Origin of the sequence: Streptomyces thermovulgaris, assembly GCF_002155915.1 — a bacterium.
Taxonomy (GTDB): domain Bacteria; phylum Actinomycetota; class Actinomycetes; order Streptomycetales; family Streptomycetaceae; genus Streptomyces; species Streptomyces thermovulgaris.
In genome coordinates, this window is the sequence record NZ_MUME01000148.1 from 283 (window position 1) to 21,094 (window position 20,812).

19 protein-coding genes and 1 pseudogene (1 of these 20 cut by a window edge) are annotated in these 20,812 nt (G+C 71.7%); 7 read left to right on the forward strand and 13 right to left on the reverse strand.

All coding sequences use genetic code 11. The features are described from left to right. A pseudogene (locus CCN35_RS13685) lies at positions 1-422 on the reverse strand (SigE family RNA polymerase sigma factor) (it extends 236 nt beyond the left edge of the window). Positions 423-623: 201 nt separating this feature from the next. Here CCN35_RS13685 and afsQ1 point away from each other — a divergent pair. The 4 genes from afsQ1 to CCN35_RS13705 all read left to right on the forward strand — a co-directional run bounded on the left by afsQ1 (position 624) and on the right by CCN35_RS13705 (position 4,329). Continuing rightward, complete coding sequence (afsQ1, locus tag CCN35_RS13690) at positions 624-1,301, forward strand: two-component system response regulator AfsQ1 (protein WP_067394368.1); 678 nt, start codon at positions 624-626, stop codon at positions 1,299-1,301. Next, positions 1,298-3,046 carry an ATP-binding protein gene (locus tag CCN35_RS13695; protein ID WP_086792837.1) on the forward strand — a complete coding sequence of 583 codons (1,749 nt, stop codon included), beginning with the start codon at positions 1,298-1,300 and terminating at the stop codon, positions 3,044-3,046. The genes afsQ1 and CCN35_RS13695 overlap by 4 nt, the downstream gene beginning before the upstream one ends. Then, on the forward strand, positions 3,043-3,648 hold the full coding sequence (locus CCN35_RS13700) for a hypothetical protein (protein ID WP_067394371.1): 606 nt from the start codon (positions 3,043-3,045) through the stop codon (positions 3,646-3,648). The genes CCN35_RS13695 and CCN35_RS13700 overlap by 4 nt, the downstream gene beginning before the upstream one ends. A gap of 93 nt (positions 3,649-3,741) precedes the next feature. Next, positions 3,742-4,329: a VanZ family protein gene (locus CCN35_RS13705; protein WP_067394373.1), complete on the forward strand. Its 588-nt coding sequence runs from the start codon at positions 3,742-3,744 to the stop codon at positions 4,327-4,329. A gap of 249 nt (positions 4,330-4,578) precedes the next feature. Here CCN35_RS13705 and CCN35_RS13710 read toward each other — a convergent pair whose 3' ends face one another. Together CCN35_RS13710 and CCN35_RS13715 are read right to left on the reverse strand one after the other, a co-directional pair. Continuing rightward, positions 4,579-4,917 (reverse strand): ATP-binding protein, encoded by a 339-nt coding sequence (locus tag CCN35_RS13710; RefSeq protein ID WP_067394377.1) that lies wholly within the window; start codon positions 4,915-4,917, stop codon positions 4,579-4,581. Positions 4,918-5,045: 128 nt separating this feature from the next. Continuing rightward, positions 5,046-6,209, reverse strand: a complete 1,164-nt coding sequence (locus tag CCN35_RS13715) for an adenosine deaminase (RefSeq protein WP_067394380.1) — start codon at positions 6,207-6,209, stop codon at positions 5,046-5,048. Positions 6,210-6,321: 112 nt separating this feature from the next. On the opposite strand from CCN35_RS13715, the gene CCN35_RS13720 reads away from it, so the two are divergent. Continuing rightward, on the forward strand, positions 6,322-7,083 hold the full coding sequence (locus tag CCN35_RS13720) for an alpha/beta hydrolase (protein WP_067394383.1): 762 nt from the start codon (positions 6,322-6,324) through the stop codon (positions 7,081-7,083). Positions 7,084-7,200: 117 nt separating this feature from the next. On the opposite strand, the gene CCN35_RS13725 is transcribed toward CCN35_RS13720, so the two are convergent. Next, complete coding sequence (locus CCN35_RS13725; RefSeq protein WP_086792839.1) at positions 7,201-8,154, reverse strand: LysR family transcriptional regulator; 954 nt, start codon at positions 8,152-8,154, stop codon at positions 7,201-7,203. A gap of 63 nt (positions 8,155-8,217) precedes the next feature. Between CCN35_RS13725 and CCN35_RS13730 the strand changes: the two genes are divergently transcribed. Both CCN35_RS13730 and CCN35_RS13735 read left to right on the forward strand, forming a co-directional pair. Further along, on the forward strand, positions 8,218-9,504 hold the full coding sequence (locus CCN35_RS13730) for an MFS transporter (protein ID WP_067394389.1): 1,287 nt from the start codon (positions 8,218-8,220) through the stop codon (positions 9,502-9,504). 125 nt (positions 9,505-9,629) lie between these two features. Then, on the forward strand, positions 9,630-10,652 hold the full coding sequence (locus CCN35_RS13735; RefSeq protein WP_086792841.1) for a sigma-70 family RNA polymerase sigma factor: 1,023 nt from the start codon (positions 9,630-9,632) through the stop codon (positions 10,650-10,652). On the opposite strand, the gene CCN35_RS13740 is transcribed toward CCN35_RS13735, so the two are convergent. The 9 genes from CCN35_RS13740 to CCN35_RS13780 all read right to left on the reverse strand — a co-directional run bounded on the left by CCN35_RS13740 (position 10,536) and on the right by CCN35_RS13780 (position 20,353). Next, a complete protein-coding gene (locus CCN35_RS13740) occupies positions 10,536-10,880 on the reverse strand; it encodes an STAS domain-containing protein (protein ID WP_236560615.1) in 345 nt (114 codons plus the stop codon). The genes CCN35_RS13735 and CCN35_RS13740 overlap by 117 nt on opposite strands. A gap of 75 nt (positions 10,881-10,955) precedes the next feature. After that, on the reverse strand, positions 10,956-11,540 hold the full coding sequence (locus tag CCN35_RS13745) for a Uma2 family endonuclease (RefSeq protein WP_086792843.1): 585 nt from the start codon (positions 11,538-11,540) through the stop codon (positions 10,956-10,958). A gap of 95 nt (positions 11,541-11,635) precedes the next feature. Continuing rightward, positions 11,636-12,919 (reverse strand): thymidine phosphorylase, encoded by a 1,284-nt coding sequence (locus CCN35_RS13750; protein WP_086792845.1) that lies wholly within the window; start codon positions 12,917-12,919, stop codon positions 11,636-11,638. Positions 12,920-12,995: 76 nt separating this feature from the next. After that, a complete protein-coding gene (locus CCN35_RS13755) occupies positions 12,996-13,400 on the reverse strand; it encodes a cytidine deaminase (RefSeq protein WP_086792847.1) in 405 nt (134 codons plus the stop codon). Further along, positions 13,397-14,659, reverse strand: coding sequence for an ABC transporter permease (locus CCN35_RS13760; RefSeq protein ID WP_086792849.1), 1,263 nt, complete (start codon positions 14,657-14,659; stop codon positions 13,397-13,399). The genes CCN35_RS13755 and CCN35_RS13760 overlap by 4 nt, the downstream gene beginning before the upstream one ends. Next, positions 14,656-15,792, reverse strand: coding sequence for an ABC transporter permease (locus CCN35_RS13765; RefSeq protein ID WP_067394407.1), 1,137 nt, complete (start codon positions 15,790-15,792; stop codon positions 14,656-14,658). The genes CCN35_RS13760 and CCN35_RS13765 overlap by 4 nt, the downstream gene beginning before the upstream one ends. Next, a complete protein-coding gene (locus CCN35_RS13770; protein ID WP_067394410.1) occupies positions 15,789-17,384 on the reverse strand; it encodes an ABC transporter ATP-binding protein in 1,596 nt (531 codons plus the stop codon). Before CCN35_RS13770 ends, CCN35_RS13765 begins: the two co-directional genes overlap by 4 nt. 237 nt (positions 17,385-17,621) lie before the next feature. After that, positions 17,622-18,674, reverse strand: a complete 1,053-nt coding sequence (locus CCN35_RS13775) for a BMP family lipoprotein (protein WP_067394413.1) — start codon at positions 18,672-18,674, stop codon at positions 17,622-17,624. Positions 18,675-19,111: 437 nt separating this feature from the next. Next, positions 19,112-20,353 carry a M20 family metallopeptidase gene (locus tag CCN35_RS13780; protein WP_067394416.1) on the reverse strand — a complete coding sequence of 414 codons (1,242 nt, stop codon included), beginning with the start codon at positions 20,351-20,353 and terminating at the stop codon, positions 19,112-19,114. Positions 20,354-20,812: the final 459 nt, after the last annotated feature.

The window sequence follows — 20,812 nt, forward strand, 5'->3', positions numbered from 1 at the left end:
GTGCGGCGGAGGTATCCGCCGACCGCCGCCTTGTCGCTGATCCGGTCCCACGCCCGGTAGGTCGAGAACAGCGCGCTCTGCAGCAGGTCCTCGGCCTCGAAGCGATCGCCGGTGAGGTGGTAGGCGGTGGCGTACAGGGAGGCGCGGCGCTCCTGGACGTAGGCGGTGAACTCCACCTCCGACGAGGTGCGGCGCTCCCCCGAGGCCTCCCCGTACGCGGTCCCCCCGTGCGGCTCCCCCGTGTGCGCGTCAACCACCGTCCTGCGTACGGTGTGCTGACGCCCGGCGCCGCGAGCGCACCCCCGTCCTCCCCGCTCGATCAGGGAGGTGCTCCCCCCGGCACCGGACCTCTCCGAAGACCGGGTCACGTCGTGCAGACGCGTGACCACTGCGCTGTTGCTGGTGCTGTGCAGCATGCTCATCCCGCGCCCCCCGTCGTGAACTTCCGGCGTTCCGTCTGTTCGGTCGTGCTTCCCTTGCCTGTGCCGAAAATCCTGCCCGCGCGACTTCATGGCCGTGTCCGCCGACTGTCACAGGCCTGTCACAGGGGTCCCGGCGCGGTGCTGCCGGGAGTGGCCGTCCGGGTGTCGAATCCCCCTCCCGTATGCGACAGAATGAGGCCCGTGCCTTCCTTGTTGCTGATTGAGGACGACGACGCCATCCGGACGGCCCTGGAGCTCTCGCTGACGCGCCAGGGACACCGGGTGGCCACCGCTGCCAGCGGTGAGGACGGTCTGAAGATGCTGCGCGAGCAGCGGCCGGACCTGATCGTGCTGGACGTGATGCTGCCCGGCATCGACGGATTCGAGGTCTGCCGGCGCATCCGGCGCACGGACCAGCTGCCGATCATCCTGCTCACCGCGCGCAGCGACGACATCGACGTGGTGGTCGGGCTGGAGTCCGGAGCGGACGACTACGTTGTCAAGCCGGTCCAGGGCCGGGTGCTGGACGCCCGGATCCGGGCGGTGCTGCGCCGTGGCGAGCGGGAGGCGAACGACACGGCCACCTTCGGCAACATCGTCATCGACCGTGCGGCGATGACGGTGACGAAGAACGGCAAGGAGCTGCAGCTGACCCCGACCGAGCTCAGACTGCTGCTGGAGCTGAGCCGGCGGCCCGGGCAGGCGCTGTCCCGGCAGCAGCTGCTGCGGCTGGTGTGGGAGCACGACTACCTCGGCGACTCGCGGCTCGTGGACGCCTGTGTGCAGCGGCTGCGCGCCAAGGTCGAGGACGTGCCGTCGTCCCCGACCCTGATCCGTACCGTGCGTGGAGTCGGTTACCGCCTGGACGCGCCTCAGTGACGAACGAGCGAGAAGGGCTCCGCGGCTGGATCGCGGAGCGCAGGGGAGCACTGTCCCGGCTGCGGTTCACCAGCCTGCGTCTGCGGCTGGTCGTGGTCTTCGCGCTGGTCGCGCTGACCGCCGCCGTGTCGGCCTCGGGGATCGCGTACTGGCTCAACCGCGAGGCGGTGCTGACCCGCGCGCAGGACGCGGTGCTGCGCGACTTCCAGCGGGAGATGCAGTACCGCGCGGGCGCGCTGCCGGTGCACCCGACCCAGGACCAGTTGCAGTACACCGCCGGTCAGATGGCGGGCGGCAACCAGCGCTTCCGGGTGCTGCTGGTCGCCCAGGACGCGAGCGGGCGTACGGTGTACGGCCACTCCGGCGGCCTGAGCGGCTTCTCGCTCGAGGACGTGCCCGAGTCCCTGCGCACCGCGGTGAACAAGCGTCAGCCGCTGTCCGCGGCCAACAAGTCGCCGTACCACCTGTACTGGCAGCGGATCGTCCTGCACGGCACGCCGTATCTCGTGGCCGGCACCAAGGTGGTCGGGGGCGGTCCGACCGGCTACATGCTCAAGTCGCTGGAGCCGGAGGCCAAGGACCTCAACTCGCTGGCCTGGTCGCTGGGCATCGCCACCGGTCTGGCGCTGATCGGCGCCGCGCTGCTCGCCCAGGCCGCCGCCACGACCGTGCTGAAGCCGGTGCACCGGCTCGGAGTCGCCGCGCGCCGGCTCGGCGAGGGCAAGCTCGACACCCGGCTGAGGGTGTCCGGCACCGACGAACTCGCCGATCTGTCCCGCACGTTCAACAAGGCGGCCGAGGCCCTGGAGAAGCGGGTCGCCGACATGGCCGCCCGCGACGAGGCCTCCCGCCGCTTCGTGGCGGACATGAGCCATGAGCTGCGGACGCCGCTGACCGCCATCACCGCCGTGACGGAGGTGCTGGAGGAGGAACTGGAGTCCGAGGGCGGCGGCATCGACCCGATGATCCAGCCCGCGGTCCGTCTGGTGATCAGCGAGACCCGGCGCCTGAACGACCTGGTCGAGAACCTGATGGAGGTCACCCGCTTCGACGCGGGCACGGCCCGTCTCGTCCTCGACGACGTCGACATCGCCGACCAGATCACCGCCTGCATCGACGCCCGTGCCTGGCTGGACGCGGTCGAGCTGGACGCCGAGCGCGGCATCCACGCCCGGCTCGACCCGCGCCGCCTGGACGTCATCCTCGCCAACCTCATCGGCAACGCGCTCAAGCACGGCGGCTCGCCGGTGCGGGTGTCGGTCCGTGAGGCGGACGAGGAGATCGTCATCCAGGTCCGCGACCACGGCCCCGGCATCCCGGAGGAGGTCCTGCCGCACATCTTCGACCGGTTCTACAAGGCGAGTGCCTCCCGGCCGCGCTCCGAGGGCAGTGGCCTCGGCCTGTCGATCGCCCTGAACAACGCCCACATCCACGGCGGTGACATCAGTGCGGCCAACGCCCCGGACGGCGGCGCGGTGTTCACGCTGCGCCTGCCGCGGGACGCCTCGGCGCTCGCGGCGCAGCAGGCGGAGGAACGCCCGGAGAACAACAAGGGCGGCAAGAAGGCCCAGGGCAAGGGCCAGGGCCGGGACACCGGCGAGGGCGCCGGCAAGGACGGCGGCGAGAGCGGCGGCCGGGACGGCGGGGAGGACAGCGGGAAGCACAGCGGAAAGGGCCCCGGAAAAGGCAGCGGCAGGGGCGACGGCAAGGACGAGGAGAACAGCTCGAAGGGGGAGACCCGATGAACGTACGCCGACTCCTGCCGGCGCTCCCCGCCCTGGCCCTGCTGCTCACCGGCTGCGGGATCCGCCCCACCGAGGTGCCCACGGACTTCGGCGCCGCGCCCTCCCGTGTTCCCTGCTCGCTGTCCCGCCCGAGCACGGCCGCACAGCCCTCGCAGGGAGTGTCCGTACGGCTGTTCCTGCTGTGCGGCTCGTCGCTGATGACCGTCGACCGGACGGTCCAGGTGCCGGAGAACACGGCGGACGCGCGGCGGCGCGTGCTCGTGGCGCAGGGGCTGCTCGACCAGCTCGCCGTGCCGCCGTCGGCCGCGGAGTCGGCGGCCGGGTACACCACGCACGTCCCCGGCGGTCTGACCGTCACCGGGCCGCGCCCCAAGGACCCCGGGGAGGCCCTCCGGCTGAGCACCGCGCCGGAAAGCCTCACCCCCTACGCCCTCGCACAGATCGTCTGCACGCTGTCGGACTCGGCGGCCGCCGAGGGCGACGGCTCCGTGGTCCTCGGCGGCCCGGACGGCACCCGGCTGCGCCGCTACCAGTGCAGCGAGGATCTGCGCTCCCACCCGGGCACCACGAAACCGCAGTCGACCCCGGTGACCGGCGACTGACGCCAAGCGGCCGGCGGGGTGTGACACACCACGCACAGTGACACATGCGCGTCTGCCGGAACCGGCGGTGCCAGAGGCCGCGTCTAGGGGAACGTGCAGCGTCAAGGCTCCAACGGCGACAGCGTCGCGATCCAGGTCCGAGTGGCGGGGGGTGCTCTCCTGGTCACCCATCTCGCGTTGGTCGCCTGGCTCACGCTGCGTCCGCTGGACGTCCCCTGGGTGACACCGCCCAATCTGTGCCCGCTCGCCACCATCCGCGCCCACCTGGCGCTGGGCTGGCCCGAGGCGGCCCGGCACATCGGCGAGGGGCTCGCGCCGCTCGCTCCGCTGGGTGTCCTGCTGCCGATGGTCCACGGCCGACTCCGTGTCTCCTGGGTGGCCTCCCTGCTGCGCACCATGGCCGCCGGCGCCCTGGTCTCGCTGGGCATCGCCCTGCTCCAGACCGGCGTGCCCGGCCGGGTCGTGGACGTGGACGTCCTGCTGCTCAACACCGCGGGCGTGGCCCTGGCCCATCTGGCGGTCGTCCCCGCCGTCCGCGCCCGTCTGCGCCGCAGGGCCGAACGGCGCCGGGACCGGTCGCCGGCCGTGTCCCTGGAGGACACGCCCCAGGGCCGCATGGCGACGGTCCCCCGGGTGGGCATCGCCCCGTGGACCGACGTCCTGCCCCCGTCGGCTCCCTGAGCCCGGGAACGGCAACCCCGGCCCTCGTGCCTCCGGACGTCGCGGCGGGCGCCGGCCGCGGCCGAGCCGTGGGAGCCGGAGGCTCCCGGGCGACGGGGCCAAGGAGCGGAAGAAGCGAAGGAACAGGCCGGAGGGGCAGGCAGGAGGAGCAGGCAGGAGGAGCAGGCAGCAGGGAACGGGAGCAACGGACGAACGCGACCGGGGCACCCCGAACCACGGGGGCGCCCCGGTCGTCGTACAGCGGTCGGCTCAGTGCAGCGACAGCCCGTTCACCGGCGTGCCGTGCACCGGCAGCCCGCCGAGCAGGCCGGTGGTCGTCCTGACCGGGTCGTTCCCGAGCACCTCGCGGGCGACGGGCTGCGCGGTGTCGAGGCCCTTCCTGACCGTGGGCCCGGCCTGGTCCAGCACCTGACCGGCCTCCGGCAGCGTCTTGCTGACCTCCTCCGTCGGAAGTGCCCTGCTGACGGAGCCCAGCACCTTGCCCGCGTCCGGGGCGGCCGGCGCGGCATTCGCGGCACCCGCGCCGACGGCGGCGAAAGCGGCACCGAGAGCGGCGACACCGAGGGTCTTGGCGGCAGACTGCTTCATGAAAGTGCGTCCTTGGATGGAAGACGGGGAACTGAGCGGTCCACGACCGTAAACACGCCGAGCCGCTCGCCGCAAACACGGAAATGCGGGAGAATTGTGAAGGGAATCCGCCTCCCGTTCTCCCCGGATCAGCCTTTCCGCCCTGCGAAACCGCTGGTGACCACAGGCCCTTGAAACAGCCATTCGGATTTCAGCGCCGCATAACCGGGCTTGATCACGTCATTGATCATGGCCAGTCTTTCATCGAAAGGAATGAACGCCGATTTCATCGCATTGACGGAGAACCACTGGATGTCGTCGAGTGTGTAGCCGAATGCGTCGACAAGGTGCTCGAATTCCTGGCTCAGGCTGGTGTGGGACATGAGCCGGTTGTCCGTGTTGACCGTGGCGCGGAACAGCAGCCGCCGCAGCAGCCCGATCGGATGCTCGGCGTACGACGACGCCGCGCCGGTCTGGAGGTTGGAGCTGGGGCACAGCTCCAGCGGGATCCGCTTGTCCCGGACGTAGGAGGCCAGCCGCCCCAGCCTGACCGTGCCGTCCTCGCGCACCTGGATGTCGTCGATGATGCGCACCCCGTGGCCCAGCCGGTCGGCGCCGCACCACTGCAGGGCCTGCCAGATGGACGGCAGCCCGAAGGCCTCGCCGGCGTGGATGGTGAAGTGGTTGTTCTCCCGCTTCAGGAACTCGAAGGCGTCCAGGTGCCGGGTGGGCGGGTGGCCGGCCTCCGCGCCCGCGATGTCGAAGCCGACCACACCCGCGTCCCGGTACTGGTTGGCGAGCTCGGCGATCTCCAGGGAACGGGCCGCGTGCCGCATCGCGGTGAGCAGGGCGCCGACCCGGATGCGGTGCCCGGCCGCGAGCGCCGCCCGCTCCCCTTCCCGGAAGCCCTCGTTGACGGCCTCGACGACCTCCTCCAGGCTCAGCCCGCCCTCCAGGTGCTGCTCGGGGGCGTAGCGCACCTCGGCGTAGACGACACCGTCCGCGGCGAGGTCCTCGGCGCACTCGCGGGCGACCCGGACGAGGGCGTCCCGGGTCTGCATGACGCCGACGGTGTGCGAGAAGGTCTCCAGGTAGCGCTCGAGGGAGCCGGAGTCGGCGGCCTCCCGGAACCACAGGGCGAGCTTGTCCGGGTCGGTCTCGGGGAGCCGGGTGTACCCGGCGTCGCGGGCGAGTTCGACGACGGTGGACGGACGGAGCCCACCGTCGAGGTGGTCGTGCAGCAGAACCTTGGGCGCCCGGCGGATCTGGTCCCGGCTCGGGGTGCTCCTCGGAAGGACGGTCTGGCTCGTCATCTCCGCACGCTAACTCCGGCACACGGGAATCACCTCCCGACACATCCGTCGATACCCAATGGTGACCGCCCGGACGGGTGGCGTATGCCGGAGCTTCTGAGACTGTTCTGTCATGACAGAGCAGTCGACGCCGGTTCGCGGGGCCCGGTTGGGAAGGACGTTCGGCCCGGAGCCGGCAGCGGTGGGCGGAGCGGTGCTGCTGCTCCCGAACGGGCCGGACGTGTCCGACCGCAGGCCCTCGCCGCTGCTGGCGACCGCCTCGGTGCACGCGCTGGGACGCAGGCTGGCCCGTGCGGGGCGCGCCGAGGGCCTGGCCGTCCATGTGGTGCACTACCGATGTCGCGGCTGGAACGGCGCCGAGGCGCATCCGGCCCATGACGCCCTGTGGGCCGTCGAGGAGGTCGTACGGCGCTACGGGGACGTGCCGGTGTGTCTCGTCGGTCTCGGTCTGGGGGGCCGGGCCGCACTGCACGCGGGCGGGCACGAGGCCGTCCGCTCCGTGGTGGCGCTCGCCCCCCGGCTGCCCGAGGACGAGGCGGCAATCCCGCCCGAGTCGGTGAAGCAGCTGGTCGGGCGCCGGGTGCTGATCGTGCACGGCACGAACGACGGGCGGGCCGACCCCGAGCTGTCGTTCCGGTTCGCGGAGCGGGTGAAGAAGGTGAACCGGGACGTGTGCCGGTTCGAAGTCCACTCCGACAGGCACGGGTTGCGGCAGTACCGGCACGAAGTCGCCGCGCTCACCTCGGACTTCGTCATGGGGACGTTGTTCGGGCGGGCGTTCTCGCGTCCGCTCCAGGACGCGCTCGCGGCCCCGCCGCCGCTGGGACTGCGGATGCCGCTGGCCGCGGGCTTCGGCAGTTCGTGGCACCGGTAGGACCGGTGGCAGGGCTGGTGACGGGGCCGGCGGGGAGGGTCCCCGTCCGGGCCGTCCCGCCCGGGCGGAGAGCCCGGGCGGAAGCGGGAGGCGCCCTGCTCGGCCGGGCCGGCCGGGTCAGTCGGGGAGCAGCTTGCCCCGTTTCGACAGCAGGAACTTCTTGAAGGCCGCCACCGGCGGTGTGTCCGGGTGGCCCTCCAGCCAGGCGACGCCGATCTCCCGGACCGCGCGCGGGGCCGTCACCGTCAGTTCGACGACCCCCGGACGGGGAACGGGCGGCGGGGGCAGCAGGGCGACCCCGAGCCCCGCCGCGACCAGGCCCCGCAGGGTCTCGGCCTCCTCGCCCTCGAAGGCGACGCGCGGTTTGAAACCGGCCTCGCGGCACAGGGCGTCGGTGATGCGGCGCAGGCCGTAGCCGGGCTCCAGGGTCACGAAGGGCTCGTCGGCGGCCTCGGTCAGGCGGACACGGCGGCGGCCGGCCAGGCGGTGGTGGGCGGGGACGACCAGGCGCAGCTTCTGCTCGTCCAGCCGGCGGGCCACGAGGTCGGGCGCGTCCGGCACGGGGGACGTCAGGCACAGGTCGAGCTCACCGGCCCGCAGCCGCTCCAGCATGGCCTCGCTGTAGTTCTGGACGAGGCTGAAGCGGACGTGGGGGTGGTCGGCGTGGAAGGCCTGGATGAGGCCGGGCACGGTCTCGGCGCCCATGGTGTGCAGAAAGCCGAAGGCGACCTTGCCGGCGGCCGGGTCGGCGTCGGCGCGCACCTCGTCGGCGGCGCGCCCGATCTCGGCCAGGGCGCGTTCGACGGAGGCGAGGAAGGTGCGGCCCGCGCGGGTCAGGGAGACCGTGCGGCCCCGGCGGGCGAAGAGGTCGACACCGAGGTCCGCCTCGAGCCGGGCCAGGGACCGCGACAGCGTGGACTGCGGGACCTGCATCTCCTGCGCGGCACGGGTGACGTGCTCGGTGCGGGCCACTCCGGCGAAGTACGCGAGCCGGGGCGCGAGCAGCGTGACAATGTCTTCTGTGTCACCGGTGTGTGACATGCGCCCCTGTGACCTTTGCTGATGCACCATGGGAACGATTATGCCGAGTTCATGCATTGGACGGATGAACGGCGGCGTTCGTACGGTCGCTGCATGACTCCTGCCCATAGCAGGGCGTCCACCTCCGTGGGCGCCGTCTCGTCGTCCCCCGGCCTTCCGTCCGGCTCCGGCTCCCGCATGGCCCCGGGCAGCCCCGGCTACCGCCGGATGAACCTGGCTCTCTTCCTCGCCGGCGTCGCGACCTTCGCGCTGCTGTACTCCACCCAGGCCCTGCTGCCGCTGATCTCCGGCGAGTTCCGGGTGCCTGCGGGCGAGGCGAGCTGGACGGTGGCGGCGGCGACCGGCGGCCTGGCGCTCTTCGTCCTTCCGATGAGCGCACTGTCGGAACGCTTCGGCAGGCGTACGGTCATGACGGCCTCGCTGGCGGTCGCGGTGACCCTCGGGCTGCTGGTGCCCTTCGCTCCGTCGCTGGGCGTGCTGGTGGTGCTGCGGGCGCTGCAGGGTGCCGCGCTGGCGGGTCTGCCGGCGTCGGCGCAGGCGTATCTGGCGGAGGAGGTCCGGCCCAGGGCGCTGGTCACGGCGATCGGTCTGTTCGTGGCGGGCAACAGCGTGGGCGGCATGAGCGGCCGGGTCGTCACCGGCTGGGTCGCCCAGGAGTGGGGCTGGCGGGTCGCCGTCGGGGTGATCGGTGTGCTCGCGGTGGGGTGCGCGGTGGCCTTCCGCCTGCTGCTGCCGGCACCGCGGCACTTCACGGCGGGCTCGCTGCGTCCGCGCGTGCTGGCCCGTACGGTCCGCGGCCATCTCGCCGACCCGCTGCTGCGCCGCCTGTACGCGATCGGCGCGCTGTTCATGACGGTGTTCGGCGGTGTCTACACGGTGATCGGCTACCGCCTGTCCGGGGCTCCCTTCTCCCTGCCCCAGGGCATCGTCGGTTCCGTCTTCCTGGTGTACCTGGTGGGCACGGTCTCGGCGTCGACGGCGGGCCGGCTGGTGGGCCGGCTGGGCCGCAGGGGCGCCCTGTACCTGGCGGGCGCCACGACGGCGGCGGGTCTGCTGCTGTCCCTGCCCGCCTCGGTCGTGCCGACGCTGCTGGGCCTGGTGCTGATCACGGCGGGCTTCTTCGCCGGGCACGCGGTCGCCTCCTCGGCGGTCAGCAAGCAGGCCACCCACGGCCGCGCCCAGGCCTCGGCCCTCTACCAGTCCGCCTACTACGTCGGCTCCAGCGCGGGCAGCACGGTGGGCGCGGTGGCCTTCCACGCCGGGGGCTGGGCGGGCACGGTCGGTGTGGGGCTGCTGGCGGTCCTGGGCGTCGTGGCCATCACGGTGCTCGGTTCGCGGGCGGCCCGCAGGGCGGCGCGGCGGGCGCCGGTGCCGGCGTAGGCACCGCCCGGCCGGCTCCCCTGCTCCCGGGGCGCTGTCAGTGGGCCGCGTTAGCTTCCGGGGTACGGGGGCGTGACCACGCGCTCCAAACAGGCTCCGGACACGGCCACGGGGGTGGGTGGACCATGGGAAACGGCACGGCGACCAGGACGGCGGCGGACCTCGACGAGCAGCTGGAGAGGCACCGGGTCGAGCTGACCGGGTACTGCTACCGGATGCTCGGCTCGCCCTTCGAGGCGGAGGACGCGGTCCAGGAGACCCTGGTGCGCGCCTGGCGGAGCCACGCCGGGTTCGAGGGACGCTCCAGTCTGCGCTCCTGGCTCTACCGCATCGCGACGAACGTCTGTCTGGACATGCTGGCGGCGGGCAGCCGGCGTGCCCGGCCGATGGACCTGACCGAGTCCCTGCCGCTGGCCCGTGCGGTGCTGGCTCCGCGCCCGGACCACGTCTGGCTGGAGCCGATGCCGGACGACCGGGTGCTGCCGGCGACCGAGGACCCGGCGGAGGCTGCGGTGGCCAAGGAGTCGGTGCGGCTGGCCTTCATGGCCGCCCTGCAGCAGCTGCCGCCCCGGCAGCGGGCGGTGCTGATCCTGCGCGAGGTGCTGGCCTGGAGGGCGAGCGAGGTCGCCGAGCTGCTGGACACCTCGGTCGCCTCGGTCAACAGCGCCCTGCAGCGGGCGCGTGCCACGCTCGCCGCGCGGAAGGACCACAGCGCCGACGCGGCCGTGTCGGACCCGCTGGACGAGGAGCAGCAGCGGCTCCTGGAGCGCTATGTGAAGGCGTTCGAGGGGTACGACATGGCGGCGCTGACCGCGCTGCTGCACGAGGACGCGGTGATGACGATGCCGCCGTTCGACCTGTGGCTGACGGGTCCGGCGGACATCACGGGCTTCATGACCACGCTGGGCTCCGCCTGCGCGGGCTCCCGGCTGCTGCCGGTGCGGGCCAACGGCCTGCCGGGCTTCGCCCAGTACAAGCCGGACCCCGACCAGGGCGGCTTCACCCCCTGGTCGGTGCAGGTCCTGGAGATATCACAGGGCCGGATCGCCGGATTCCACTGCTTCCTCGACACCCGGCGCTGGTTTCCGCTGTTCGGGCTGCCGCTCCACCTCGAAGGGGAGACCGACCAGGTCGAGCAGGCCGGATAGCGCCGGGTCGGGGGCACGCAGCCGTATGCGGCCCCCGGCCCGCCGGGCGGCGAGCTGAAGCCGCGCCAGCAGGTCGACGGTGCCGAGCCCCGGCGGCCCGAGCCCGCCCACGTCGCACACCACGACCCCGGCCCGGGTGTCCTCCAGCAGTGCCCGCACCTTCCCGCACAGCCCTGCCGCCTCGTCCTGGGCGACGGGGCCGGCGAGGACGAGCACCGCGGGTGTCATGGCGTCCACACTCTGTGGACCGCCCGGCCGGGCCCGACTCATCGCAGGGCCGGGACGCTCCTCACCCGGGCGGGGTCAGACGCCCGGGAACTCCGCGGTGTCGAGAACGAGGTCGAAGGGAGCGGGAAGCTTCAGGGCCTCACCGAACTTGGCGCTGCTCAGTGGGCGGTAGACGTCTCCTTCGGGCTCTCCGTAGAGCGTCGCGGTGGGACCCTCAGGGGCCCAGCGGTCGACCAGGAGGTAGAGCGGAATGCCCGCGGCGGCGTAGGCGGCGGGCTTGCCGATGCGGTCGTGCCGGGCGTTGGTCCTGGAGGTGACCTCGACCACGAGCTCGGCCAGGGCGGCAGGGATGTGGGTGTCCGCCTCCGTGTTCTCCCGCACCGGGGCCACCACGAGGTCCGGGATGAGCATGCCCAGACGTGACGGCACGGCGATGGCCAATGTCTGGAAGACTTCCCAGTCCTCGGGAATCACGGAGTAAAGGCGACGCTGGATACGAGCCGCGATCACGTTGTGGTGGTACGCGGGGGCGGGTGACACGGTGATGATCCCCTCGATGATCTCCACCTTGCTGCCCTCAGGCCACTCCATCTCCTCCCAGAACCGGACGAGGTCGTCCCAGCTCTGCTCGGGATCATGGCGGACGGTGAGTGCGCTCATGGCGGTCTCCTATCGATGCGTCACCGATCCCAGCATGACGAACGGGACCGGCGCAGGTCCACCGATCCCGTTCACCCGAAAGGGAAAGCGCCTGGTCAGGCGATGCGCTCCAGCACCACCGGCGTCGGCGTGAACCGCGTGCCGGCCGGGGCGATGTCGTAGGCGCCCTCGATCGCCTGCAGCGCGTAGTCGAAGCGCTCGGGGGTGTCCGTGTGGAGGGTCAGCAGGGGCCGGCCCTCGGTGACCGTGTCGCCGGGCTTGGCATGGAGCTCGACGCCCGCCGCCGCCTGCACCGGGTCCTCCTTGCGGGCGCGGCCGGCGCCCAGACGCCAGGCGGCGATGCCGATGGCGTAGGCGTCGAGGCGGGTCAGGACGCCCGAGGACGGGGCCTTGACCACGTGCTGTTCCCGGGAGGTGGGCAGGGGAGCGTCGGGGTCGCCGCCCTGGGCGGCGATCATGCGGCGCCAGACGTCCATCGCCGAGCCGTCGGCCAGGGCCTTGGCGGGGTCGGCGTCCTTCAGCCCGGCCGCGTCCAGCATCTCGCGGGCGAGGGCGAGGGTCAGTTCGACCACGTCCGCCGGGCCGCCGCCGGCCAGGACCTCGAGCGACTCGCGGACCTCCAGCGCGTTGCCCGCCGTCAGGCCGAGCGGGGTCGACATGTCCGTCAGGAGCGCGACCGTCCGCACGCCGTGGTCCGTGCCCAGGCCGACCATCGTCCGGGCCAGCTCACGGGCGTCCTCCCGCGTCTTCATGAACGCGCCGCTGCCGACCTTCACGTCCAGGACCAGGGAGCCGGTGCCCTCCGCGATCTTCTTGGACATGATGGAGGAGGCGATCAGCGGGATCGCCTCGACCGTGCCGGTCACGTCCCGCAGGGCGTACAGCTTCCTGTCCGCGGGGGCCAGTCCCTCACCGGCCGCGCAGATCACCGCGCCGACGTCGTCCAGTACGGACAGCATCTCCTCGTTGGACAGCAGCGCCCGCCAGCCGGGGATCGACTCCAGTTTGTCCAGGGTGCCGCCGGTGTGGCCGAGGCCGCGGCCGGACAGCTGCGGGACGGCGGCGCCGCACGCGGCGACCAGGGGGGCCAGCGGCAGTGTGATCTTGTCGCCGACACCGCCCGTGGAGTGCTTGTCCACGGTCGGGCGGGACAGGGAGGAGAAGTCCATGCGCTCGCCGGAGGCGATCATCGCGGCGGTCCAGCGGGCGATCTCGCGCCGGTTCATGCCGTTGAGCAGGATGGCCATCGCGAGCGCGGACATCTGCTCGTCGGCGACCTCCCCGCGGGTGTACGCGTCGATCACCCAGTCGATCTGCTCGTCGCTGAGCTCGCCGCGGTCCCGCTTGGTGCGGATGACAGAGACGGCGTCCATGGCCATGGGCTCGGTTGTTCCTTCCGGGGTGCGAAGGGGGCGGCCCCCTGGGCCTTGCGGGCTCGAAGGGGCCGTCCGGGACTTACGAGGAGAGGTGCTCCGGCCCGAAGGCCTGCGGCAGCATCTCCGACAGCGGCAGGATCCCCGCCGGTGTCTCCAGCAGCAGGCCGGGCCCGCCGGCCTCGTGCAGCAGCTGCCGGCAGCGCCCGCACGGCACCAGGACGTCGCCGTTGCCGTCCACGCAGGTGAAGTGGGTCAGCCGTCCGCCGCCGCTGTTGTGCAGCTGGGAGACCAGCCCGCACTCGGCGCACAGGCCGAGCCCGTAGGAGGCGTTCTCGACGTTGCAGCCGGTGACGATCCGGCCGTCGTCGACCAGGGCGGCGGCGCCGACGGGATAGTTCGAGTAGGGGACGTAGGCGCGCGCCATCGCCGCGCGCGCCTCCTCCCGCAGCGCCTCCCAGTCGACCGTCGCGGCGTCCTGGGTCACTTGCCTTGTCCCTTCCGGTAGGGCTGACCGTTCGCCTTCGGCATCCGCAGGTGCTGCGCCGACAGGGACAGCACCAGCAGGGTGACGATGTACGGCGTGGCGGTCACGACCTGCTTGGGCACCTCGTTGGTGCCGAGGTACCAGGCGAACATCAGCGCCGAGACCACCGCGGTGGCGACGGCGGGTACGACCTTCTTCCTCCAGGCCAGGTATGCCACGCCGAACACCAGCAGGATCGCCAGCAGCAGGATCAGCGCGTGCACATTGGTGACGCCGCCGCGCAGGTTCAGGCTGTCGGTGTAACCGAACAGGCCGGCGCCGAGGGCGAGACCGCCCGGCATCCAGTTGCCGAAGATCATCGCGGCGAGGCCGATGTAGCCGCGGCCGGCGGTCTGGCCGTCGAGGTAGACGTTGGAGGCCACCAGGGAGAGGAAGGCACCGCCCAGACCGGCGAAGCCACCGGAGATGATCACCGCCAGGTACTTGTAGGTGTAGACGTTGACACCGAGCGACTCGGCGGCCACCGGGTTCTCGCCGCAGGAGCGCAGCCGCAGTCCGAAGGCGGTGCGCCACAGCACCCACCAGGACAGCGGGACGAGGGCGATCGCGACGACGGTCAGCGGCGACACGTCGGTGACCAGGCCGCCGAGCAGTCCGGCGACGTCGGAGACCAGGAACCAGTGCTTGGCGTTGAGCGTGCCCAGCCAGTCGGACAGGCCGGGCACGGAGAAGCTGCCCAGCGACTCGACCGGCGGGGACTGCTTGGAGGAGCCCTGCGGGGCGTGCTCGAAGGTGAACTTCGACAGATAGCGGCAGGTGCCGAGGGCCAGGATGTTGATGGCCACACCGGAGACGATGTGGTTGACGTTGAAGGTCACCGTGGCGATGGCGTGCAGCACCGCGCCGAGCGCACCGCCGGCGACACCGAAGACGACGCCGACCCACGGGCCCCACTGATAGCCGGCCCAGGCCCCGAACCAGGTGCCGAGGATCATCATGCCCTCGAGGCCGATGTTGATCACACCCGCGCGTTCGGCCCACAGGCCGCCCAGGCCGGCGAGGCCGATGGGGATGGCCAGGCGCAGGGCGGTGGACATCTGCCCGGTCGAGGTGATGCCGTGCGCGCCGGTGATCAGGCGGACGACCGAGGTCAGGACCAGGATGCCCGCGATGATCAGCAGAAGGACGGGGAGGGAGAAACGGCGGCCGCTCCTGCCGGGTCGCGCGGCCTGCGGCTTGGCGATGGTCGCGGTGGTCATCGGGCCGCCACCTCCTTCTTCTTCTCGGAGTTGTTCTGGGCGGCGGCCGCGGCGGCGAGCTCCAGGCCGACCCGCTTCTGCTGGCGGCGCAGACCCCACTGGCGCACGGCCTCGTAGGAGATGACGACCGCGAAGACGATCAGGCCCTGCATGATCGTGGCGATCTCCTTCTCGTACGCGACCGGGGTGGCGTAGTCGAGAGCGGGAGAGGCCTTGTCGAGGAAGGCGATCAGAAGGGCGGCGAAGGCGATGCCGACCGGGTTGTTGCGGCCGAGCAGGGCGATGGTGATGCCGGTGAAGCCGAGGCCGGTCGGGAAGCTCAGGCTGTAGGTGTGGACGTCGCCGAGCAGCAGCGGCAGACCGGACAGGCCCGCGACCGCGCCGGAGATCAGCATGGCGGTGAGCACCATCCTGCGGGCGTCGACGCCGGAGGCCGCCGCGGCGGTCTCCGACTCGCCGCTGGCGCGCAGGTCGAAGCCGAAGCGGGTGCGGTTGAGGACGATCCAGTAGGCCACGCCCATGGCGACGGAGAGGAAGACCAGGCCGTAGATCTCGCCGACCTCCGGACCGAGGTCGATGCCGGGGATCCAGCCGGACTCGTTCATGACGCCGGTCGTCATGTTGTTGCCGACCTGGACGCCCCACACGTCCTTCAGGGTGAGGTAGCCGATGAGGCTGGTGGCGATGGCGTTGAGCATGATCGTGGCGACGACCTCGCTCACCCCCCGGGTCACCTTCAGCACCCCCGCGATACCGGCCCAGAAGGCACCGGTGAGCATGCCGACGAGCAGCAGCAGCGGTATCTGCAGGAAGGAGGGCAGGGCGAGGTGGGCACCGACGACGGCGGTCATCATCGCGGCGAGCCGGTACTGGCCGTCGACGCCGATGTTGAACAGGTTCATGCGGAAGCCGATGGCCACCGCCAGCGCCGCCAGGTAGTACATGGAGGCCTGGTTGACGATGAGCACCTGGACGTCGGAGAACGCCGCCTGCTCCATCATCAGCAGGTACGGCTCGATCGGGCTCTTGCCCGAGGCGATCAGCACGACCGAGGTCAGCAGGATCGCCGCGACGAGTGCGATGACCGGCCCGGCCACCGCGAGGAGCACCCGCTCCCTGTCGAACTTCTTCATCGGGCCTCGTCCTCCGGGCCGGCTTCTTCCTCGGTGTTCTCGGTGTGTTCCAGATGGCCGGACGCGGCACCCGTCATGGCCGAGCCCAGTTCCTCGGGGGTCACGGCGGCCGGGTCGGCGTCGGCGACCAGCCGGCCGTTGTAGATCACCCGGAGGGTGTCGGACAGGCCGATCAGCTCGTCCAGGTCGGCGGAGATCAGCAGCACGGCCAGCCCCTCGCGGCGGGCCTCGCGGATGTGGTCCCAGATCGCGGCCTGGGCGCCGACGTCCACCCCTCGGGTGGGGTGGGCGGCGATCAGGAACTTCGGCTTGTGGCTCATCTCCCGGCCGACGATCAGCTTCTGCTGGTTGCCGCCGGACAGGGAGGCGGCGGTGACGTCGATGCCGGGGGTGCGGACGTCGTACTCCCGGACGATCCGGCGGGTGTCCTCCTGGGCGCCCTTGAGGTCCAGCCAGAAGCCCTTGGCGTTGGGGCGTTCGGTGACATGGCCGAGGATGCGGTTCTCCCACAGCGGGGACTCCAGCAGCAGCCCGTGGCGGTGGCGGTCCTCGGGGATGTAGCCGATGCCGGACTCACGGCGCCTGCGGGTGGGCCAGGCGGTGATGTCCTGGCCCTCGAGGGTGATCGTGCCGGAGTCGGCGGCCCTGAGACCGATGAGCGTCTCGATCAGCTCGGTCTGGCCGTTGCCCTCGACGCCCGCGAGGCCCAGGACCTCGCCGGCGTGGATGGTGAAGCTGATGTCGTCGAGGACGGCACGGCCGCCCTCCGCCTCGAGGCGGAGCTTGTCGACGGTGAGGACCGGCCGGTCGGTGACCGTGGACTCGGCGGTCTCGGGGGTGGGCAGTTCGCTGCCGACCATCATCTCGGCGAGCTGGCGCGGGGTGGTCTCGGCGGGAACGGCGGTGCCCACGGTGGTGCCGCGGCGGATGACGGTGATCTCGTCGGCGACCGACAGGACCTCGCCCAGCTTGTGGGAGATGAAGATGACCGACAGGCCCTCGGCCTTCAGCTCGCGCAGGTTGTCGAAGAGCGCGTCGACCTCCTGCGGGACGAGCACGGCGGTGGGCTCGTCGAGGATGAGGGTGCGGGCGCCGCGGTAGAGGACCTTGAGGATCTCCACGCGCTGGCGGTCGGCGACACCGAGGCTCTCGACCAGGGCGTCCGGGCGGACGCCGAGGCCGTAGCGGTCGGAGATCTCCTCGATCCTCCTGCGGGCGGCGGCGCCGATGCCGTGCAGCTTCTCGCTGCCCAGGACGACGTTCTCGAGCACGGTGAGGTTGTCGGCCAGCATGAAGTGCTGGTGCACCATGCCGATGCCGCGGGCGATGGCGTCGGCCGGGCTGTGGAAGGTCACCTGCTCGCCGTCGACCGCGATGGTGCCCTCGTCCGGCTTCTGCATGCCGTAGAGGATCTTCATCAGGGTGGACTTGCCGGCACCGTTCTCGCCGACGAGGGCGTGCACGGTGCCCTTGCGGACCACCAGGTGGATGTCGTGGTTGGCGACGACTCCGGGGAACCGTTTGGTGATGCCCGTGAGCTCCACCGCCGCGGTCGACTGAGCGGTGGACGGAGGGCTGCTGGACGCGTCGATGGCGCACTCTCCTTGGGAAAGGGGCCGCTCTACGCGCGTAGCGCCCCTACTTCACACAGGGCCCGGACCCGATCGCTTCCGCTGCGCTTCCGATCCGGTCCGGGCATTCTGCCGCGGGGGCGGGGTGCGGGACCTTCCGCGGTCCGCACCCCGCCTGCGCGGCCGTGACGCCGCTGCCGCGGCGTCGTGCCGGTCATGCCCGACGACAGGCCCACGGTCTCGTGGGTCGGTGGGAGGTCAGGAGGTCTTGACCTTGATCGAGCCGTTCTTGATGCCCTCCTCGGCCTTCTTGAGGGCGGCCTGGAGGTCGGCGTCGTTCTTGAAGGCGGGGTTGGAGTCGGCGAGGCTCACACCGCCGTTGGCCAGGGAGCCGCGGACCACGCCGGACAGCGGCTTGCCGTCCTTGACCGACTTGGCGAGGTCGAAGACCGCGCCCGAGACGTTCTTCAGGGCCGAGGTGAGGATGTAGTCCTTGTACTTGGCCAGGGAGTCCTGCTTGTACTGGTCGGAGTCGACGCCGATCGCCCACACCTTGTGCTCGGCGGCGGCCTTGATGACGCCCTGACCGGACAGGCCGGCCGCGTGGTAGACGACGTCGGCGCCCGCGTCGATCTGGCCCTTCGCGGCGTTCTCGCCCTTGTCGGGGCTGTTGAAGCCGCCCTCCTCCGCGGTCTGCGTCAGGTACTGCTTCTCGATCTTGATCTTCGGGTTGACCGACTTGGCGCCCTGGACGAAGCCCGCCTCGAACTTGCGGATCAGCGGGACGTCCACTCCGCCGATGAAGCCGATGTGGTTCTTCTTGCTGGCCTTGGCCGCCGCGACACCGGCCAGGTAGGACGCCTCCTCCTCGTGGAAGACCATGTCGGCGACGTTGTCGGCCTTGACCGACTCGTCGTCGATGATGCCGAAGGTCGTCTTCGGGAACTTGGGCGCGACCTCCTTGATGGCCTCCGAGTAGACGTAGCCGACGCCGATCACCGGGTTGTAGCCCTGCTTGGCCAGCGTCTCCAGACGCTGCACCTTGTCGGCGTTCGACTCGCCGTCCTGCGGCTCGACGTCCCGGCCGTCGATGCCCAGCTCCTTCTTGGCCCGCTGAAGGCCCGCGTACGCGGCGTCGTTGAAGGACTGGTCGCCCCTGCCGCCGATGTCGTAGGCGAGCCCGATGCCCTTGCTCTTGCCGTCACCGGCGGAGGAGGACGAGCTGGTCGAGCTGCTGCCACAGGCGGAAACACCGACGGTGAGGGCAGCGGTCGCGACGCCCGCGACCGCGATACGGGACAACCGGCGCATGGAATGAGACTCCTTCGTGCAAGCGCCCAGTCCAGGCGCTGATTGCGCCGCAGCGTAACGCGCGTAGACCTGACGTAAAAACCCTTCTGTCCGGTCCGTTATCGAGCTGTGGCCACATCGCAGACCACCCTCACGGACCGCAGTACTTCCCTCGCTCAAGGCAAGGGGCGAACGGGGGCGGAGCGGGTCTTCGGCAGACGTGCCGAGAGGCCTGCCGGAACGCCGTTCGTGAGGGACGTCACCTGCGCCGGACCCGCTCCTCGCGGGGACCGGGCCGCCGCCGTGGTGCCGCACCGGAACGACGGGCGGCAACGGGCGGCGGCGGCACACGGCCCGGAAACGGAGGCGGGGCGGCCGGCCCGGTGGAGCACCCCGGGGCGGAGCACCCCGGCAGGGCGGCACCGGTCGGGCGCGGGCGCCCGTGCGCCGACGGCCGTTCAGCGCGTCGGGTGCAGCAGGGCGGCCGCGGTGAACAGCTCCACGCCCACCCTGATGGCGGACTCGTCGGCGTCGAAGTCCCCCTGGTGCAGGTCGCGCACGGTCCGCTCGCCCGGGGTGCGCACCCCGAGGCGGGCCATCGCGCCGGGCACGTGCTCCAGGTACCAGGAGAAGTCCTCGCCGCCGAGACTCTGCTCGGTGTCCTCGACCGAGGACATCCCGCGCCGGACGACCATGGCGTCGCGCAGCAGCCCGGTCGTCTCCGGTTCGTTGACCACCGGCGGCACCCCGCGCACATAGGTGATCTCGGACTTGGCCTTGTACAGGTTGGCGACCTCGTCGATCGCGGCGACCACGATGTCGGGGGCCTGCCGCCAGGCGTGGATGTCCAGGCAGCGGACGGTCCCGGCGAGCTCGGCGTGCTGCGGAATGACGTTCGGGGCGTGCCCGGCCTCGATCCGGCCCCAGGTCACGGCGAGCCCGGCGCGGGTGTCGACCCGGCGGCCGACGAGTGCGGGCACCTCGGTGGCGACCCGGGCGGCCGCGGTGACCAGGTCCGTGGTCAGATGCGGCCGGGCGGTGTGTCCGCCGGGGCCGTCCAGCTGGATCTCCAGCCGGTCGCAGGCGGAGGTGATGGGTCCCTGGCGCAGCCCGATCCGGCCGGCGTCGACCCGGGGGTCGCAGTGCACGGCGATGATCCGGCCGACGCCCTCCAGCGCTCCGCTCTTGATGACCTCGCCGGCCCCTCCGGGCAGCACCTCCTCGGCGGGCTGGAAGATCAGCCGCACGGGCCGGGGCAGCAGGCCCTGCCGGTGCAGATCGGCGAGCACCAGCCCGGCGCCGAGCACGACGGTGGTGTGCACGTCGTGTCCGCAGGCGTGGGCGCGGTCGGGGACGGTGGAGCGGTACGGGCACTCGCTCTTGGTGTCGGGGATGGGGAGGGCGTCGATGTCGGCGCGCAGGGCGAGCATTCCCGAGCCGCCGTCCGGTCCCTCCGGGTCCGCACCGATGTCGCAGACGAGCCCGGTTCCGGCCGGAAGCACCCGCGGCGCGAGCCCGGCCTTCTCCAGCCGTGCCTTGATCGCGGCGGTGGTGCGGAACTCCTGGTTGCCGAGCTCCGGGTGCATGTGAAGGTCGCGCCGGAACGCGACGAGCTCGGCGTACAGCGCCTCCGGCAGGGTGCCGGGAAGGGCGTCCGCCATGACATCGGCGGGGAGATCGACCTCGGACTCTGGGGACATCAGCTGTTTCACCCTTTGAAGGGTAGGACGCCGAGGCGGTCGAACGACCCACGATCAACAAAAGTTCAACCCCACAGAGGGAAAAAAGTTGGCCGCCCGGCGCATAACTGTTGGCTGGGATGGGTAAACTCGCCCGTCTTGACTGGCCGAGCGGATCACGGAATCCCCGGGAATGCGACATTCGCCACATCCCTGGCACCCGCCCCGTGTGCTTCTCTCCACGCATACCACGCCCCGCTCCTCCCACGCGCGCGCTGTTCGTCCTCCGGACGCCCTGCGCACCGCCGCGGAGCGCTCCGGGCGGGCCCGGCGCCGGTGCGCCGGACGGGCCGCGGGCCCCGGGGCACGGCCGGTCCGGTCCCGTCAGCCGGCCTGGGCCGTCCGGGCGAGACGGTGCACACCGCGGGCCGTGCCCGTCACCCCGGACAGAAAGCCCTGGGCCCGCGGGGAGGCGTGGGC

Bases quoted from the DNA above. Each gene is read 5' to 3' on its own strand.
- CCN35_RS13765 (WP_067394407.1), bottom strand. From the start codon at position 15,792: ATGAAGAAGTTCGACAGGGAGCGGGTGCTCCTCGCGGTGGCCGGGCCG.
- CCN35_RS13720 (WP_067394383.1), top strand. From the start codon at position 6,322: ATGACAGAGCAGTCGACGCCGGTTCGCGGGGCCCGGTTGGGAAGGACG.
- CCN35_RS13700 (WP_067394371.1), top strand. From the start codon at position 3,043: ATGAACGTACGCCGACTCCTGCCGGCGCTCCCCGCCCTGGCCCTGCTG.
- CCN35_RS13750 (WP_086792845.1), bottom strand. From the start codon at position 12,919: ATGGCCATGGACGCCGTCTCTGTCATCCGCACCAAGCGGGACCGCGGC.
- CCN35_RS13780 (WP_067394416.1), bottom strand. From the start codon at position 20,353: ATGTCCCCAGAGTCCGAGGTCGATCTCCCCGCCGATGTCATGGCGGAC.
- CCN35_RS13745 (WP_086792843.1), bottom strand. From the start codon at position 11,540: ATGAGCGCACTCACCGTCCGCCATGATCCCGAGCAGAGCTGGGACGAC.
- CCN35_RS13760 (WP_086792849.1), bottom strand. From the start codon at position 14,659: ATGACCACCGCGACCATCGCCAAGCCGCAGGCCGCGCGACCCGGCAGG.
- CCN35_RS13725 (WP_086792839.1), bottom strand. From the start codon at position 8,154: ATGGTGCATCAGCAAAGGTCACAGGGGCGCATGTCACACACCGGTGAC.
- CCN35_RS13715 (WP_067394380.1), bottom strand. From the start codon at position 6,209: ATGACGAGCCAGACCGTCCTTCCGAGGAGCACCCCGAGCCGGGACCAG.
- CCN35_RS13730 (WP_067394389.1), top strand. From the start codon at position 8,218: ATGACTCCTGCCCATAGCAGGGCGTCCACCTCCGTGGGCGCCGTCTCG.
- CCN35_RS13710 (WP_067394377.1), bottom strand. From the start codon at position 4,917: ATGAAGCAGTCTGCCGCCAAGACCCTCGGTGTCGCCGCTCTCGGTGCC.
- CCN35_RS13775 (WP_067394413.1), bottom strand. From the start codon at position 18,674: ATGCGCCGGTTGTCCCGTATCGCGGTCGCGGGCGTCGCGACCGCTGCC.
- CCN35_RS13735 (WP_086792841.1), top strand. From the start codon at position 9,630: ATGGGAAACGGCACGGCGACCAGGACGGCGGCGGACCTCGACGAGCAG.
- CCN35_RS13740 (WP_236560615.1), bottom strand. From the start codon at position 10,880: ATGACACCCGCGGTGCTCGTCCTCGCCGGCCCCGTCGCCCAGGACGAG.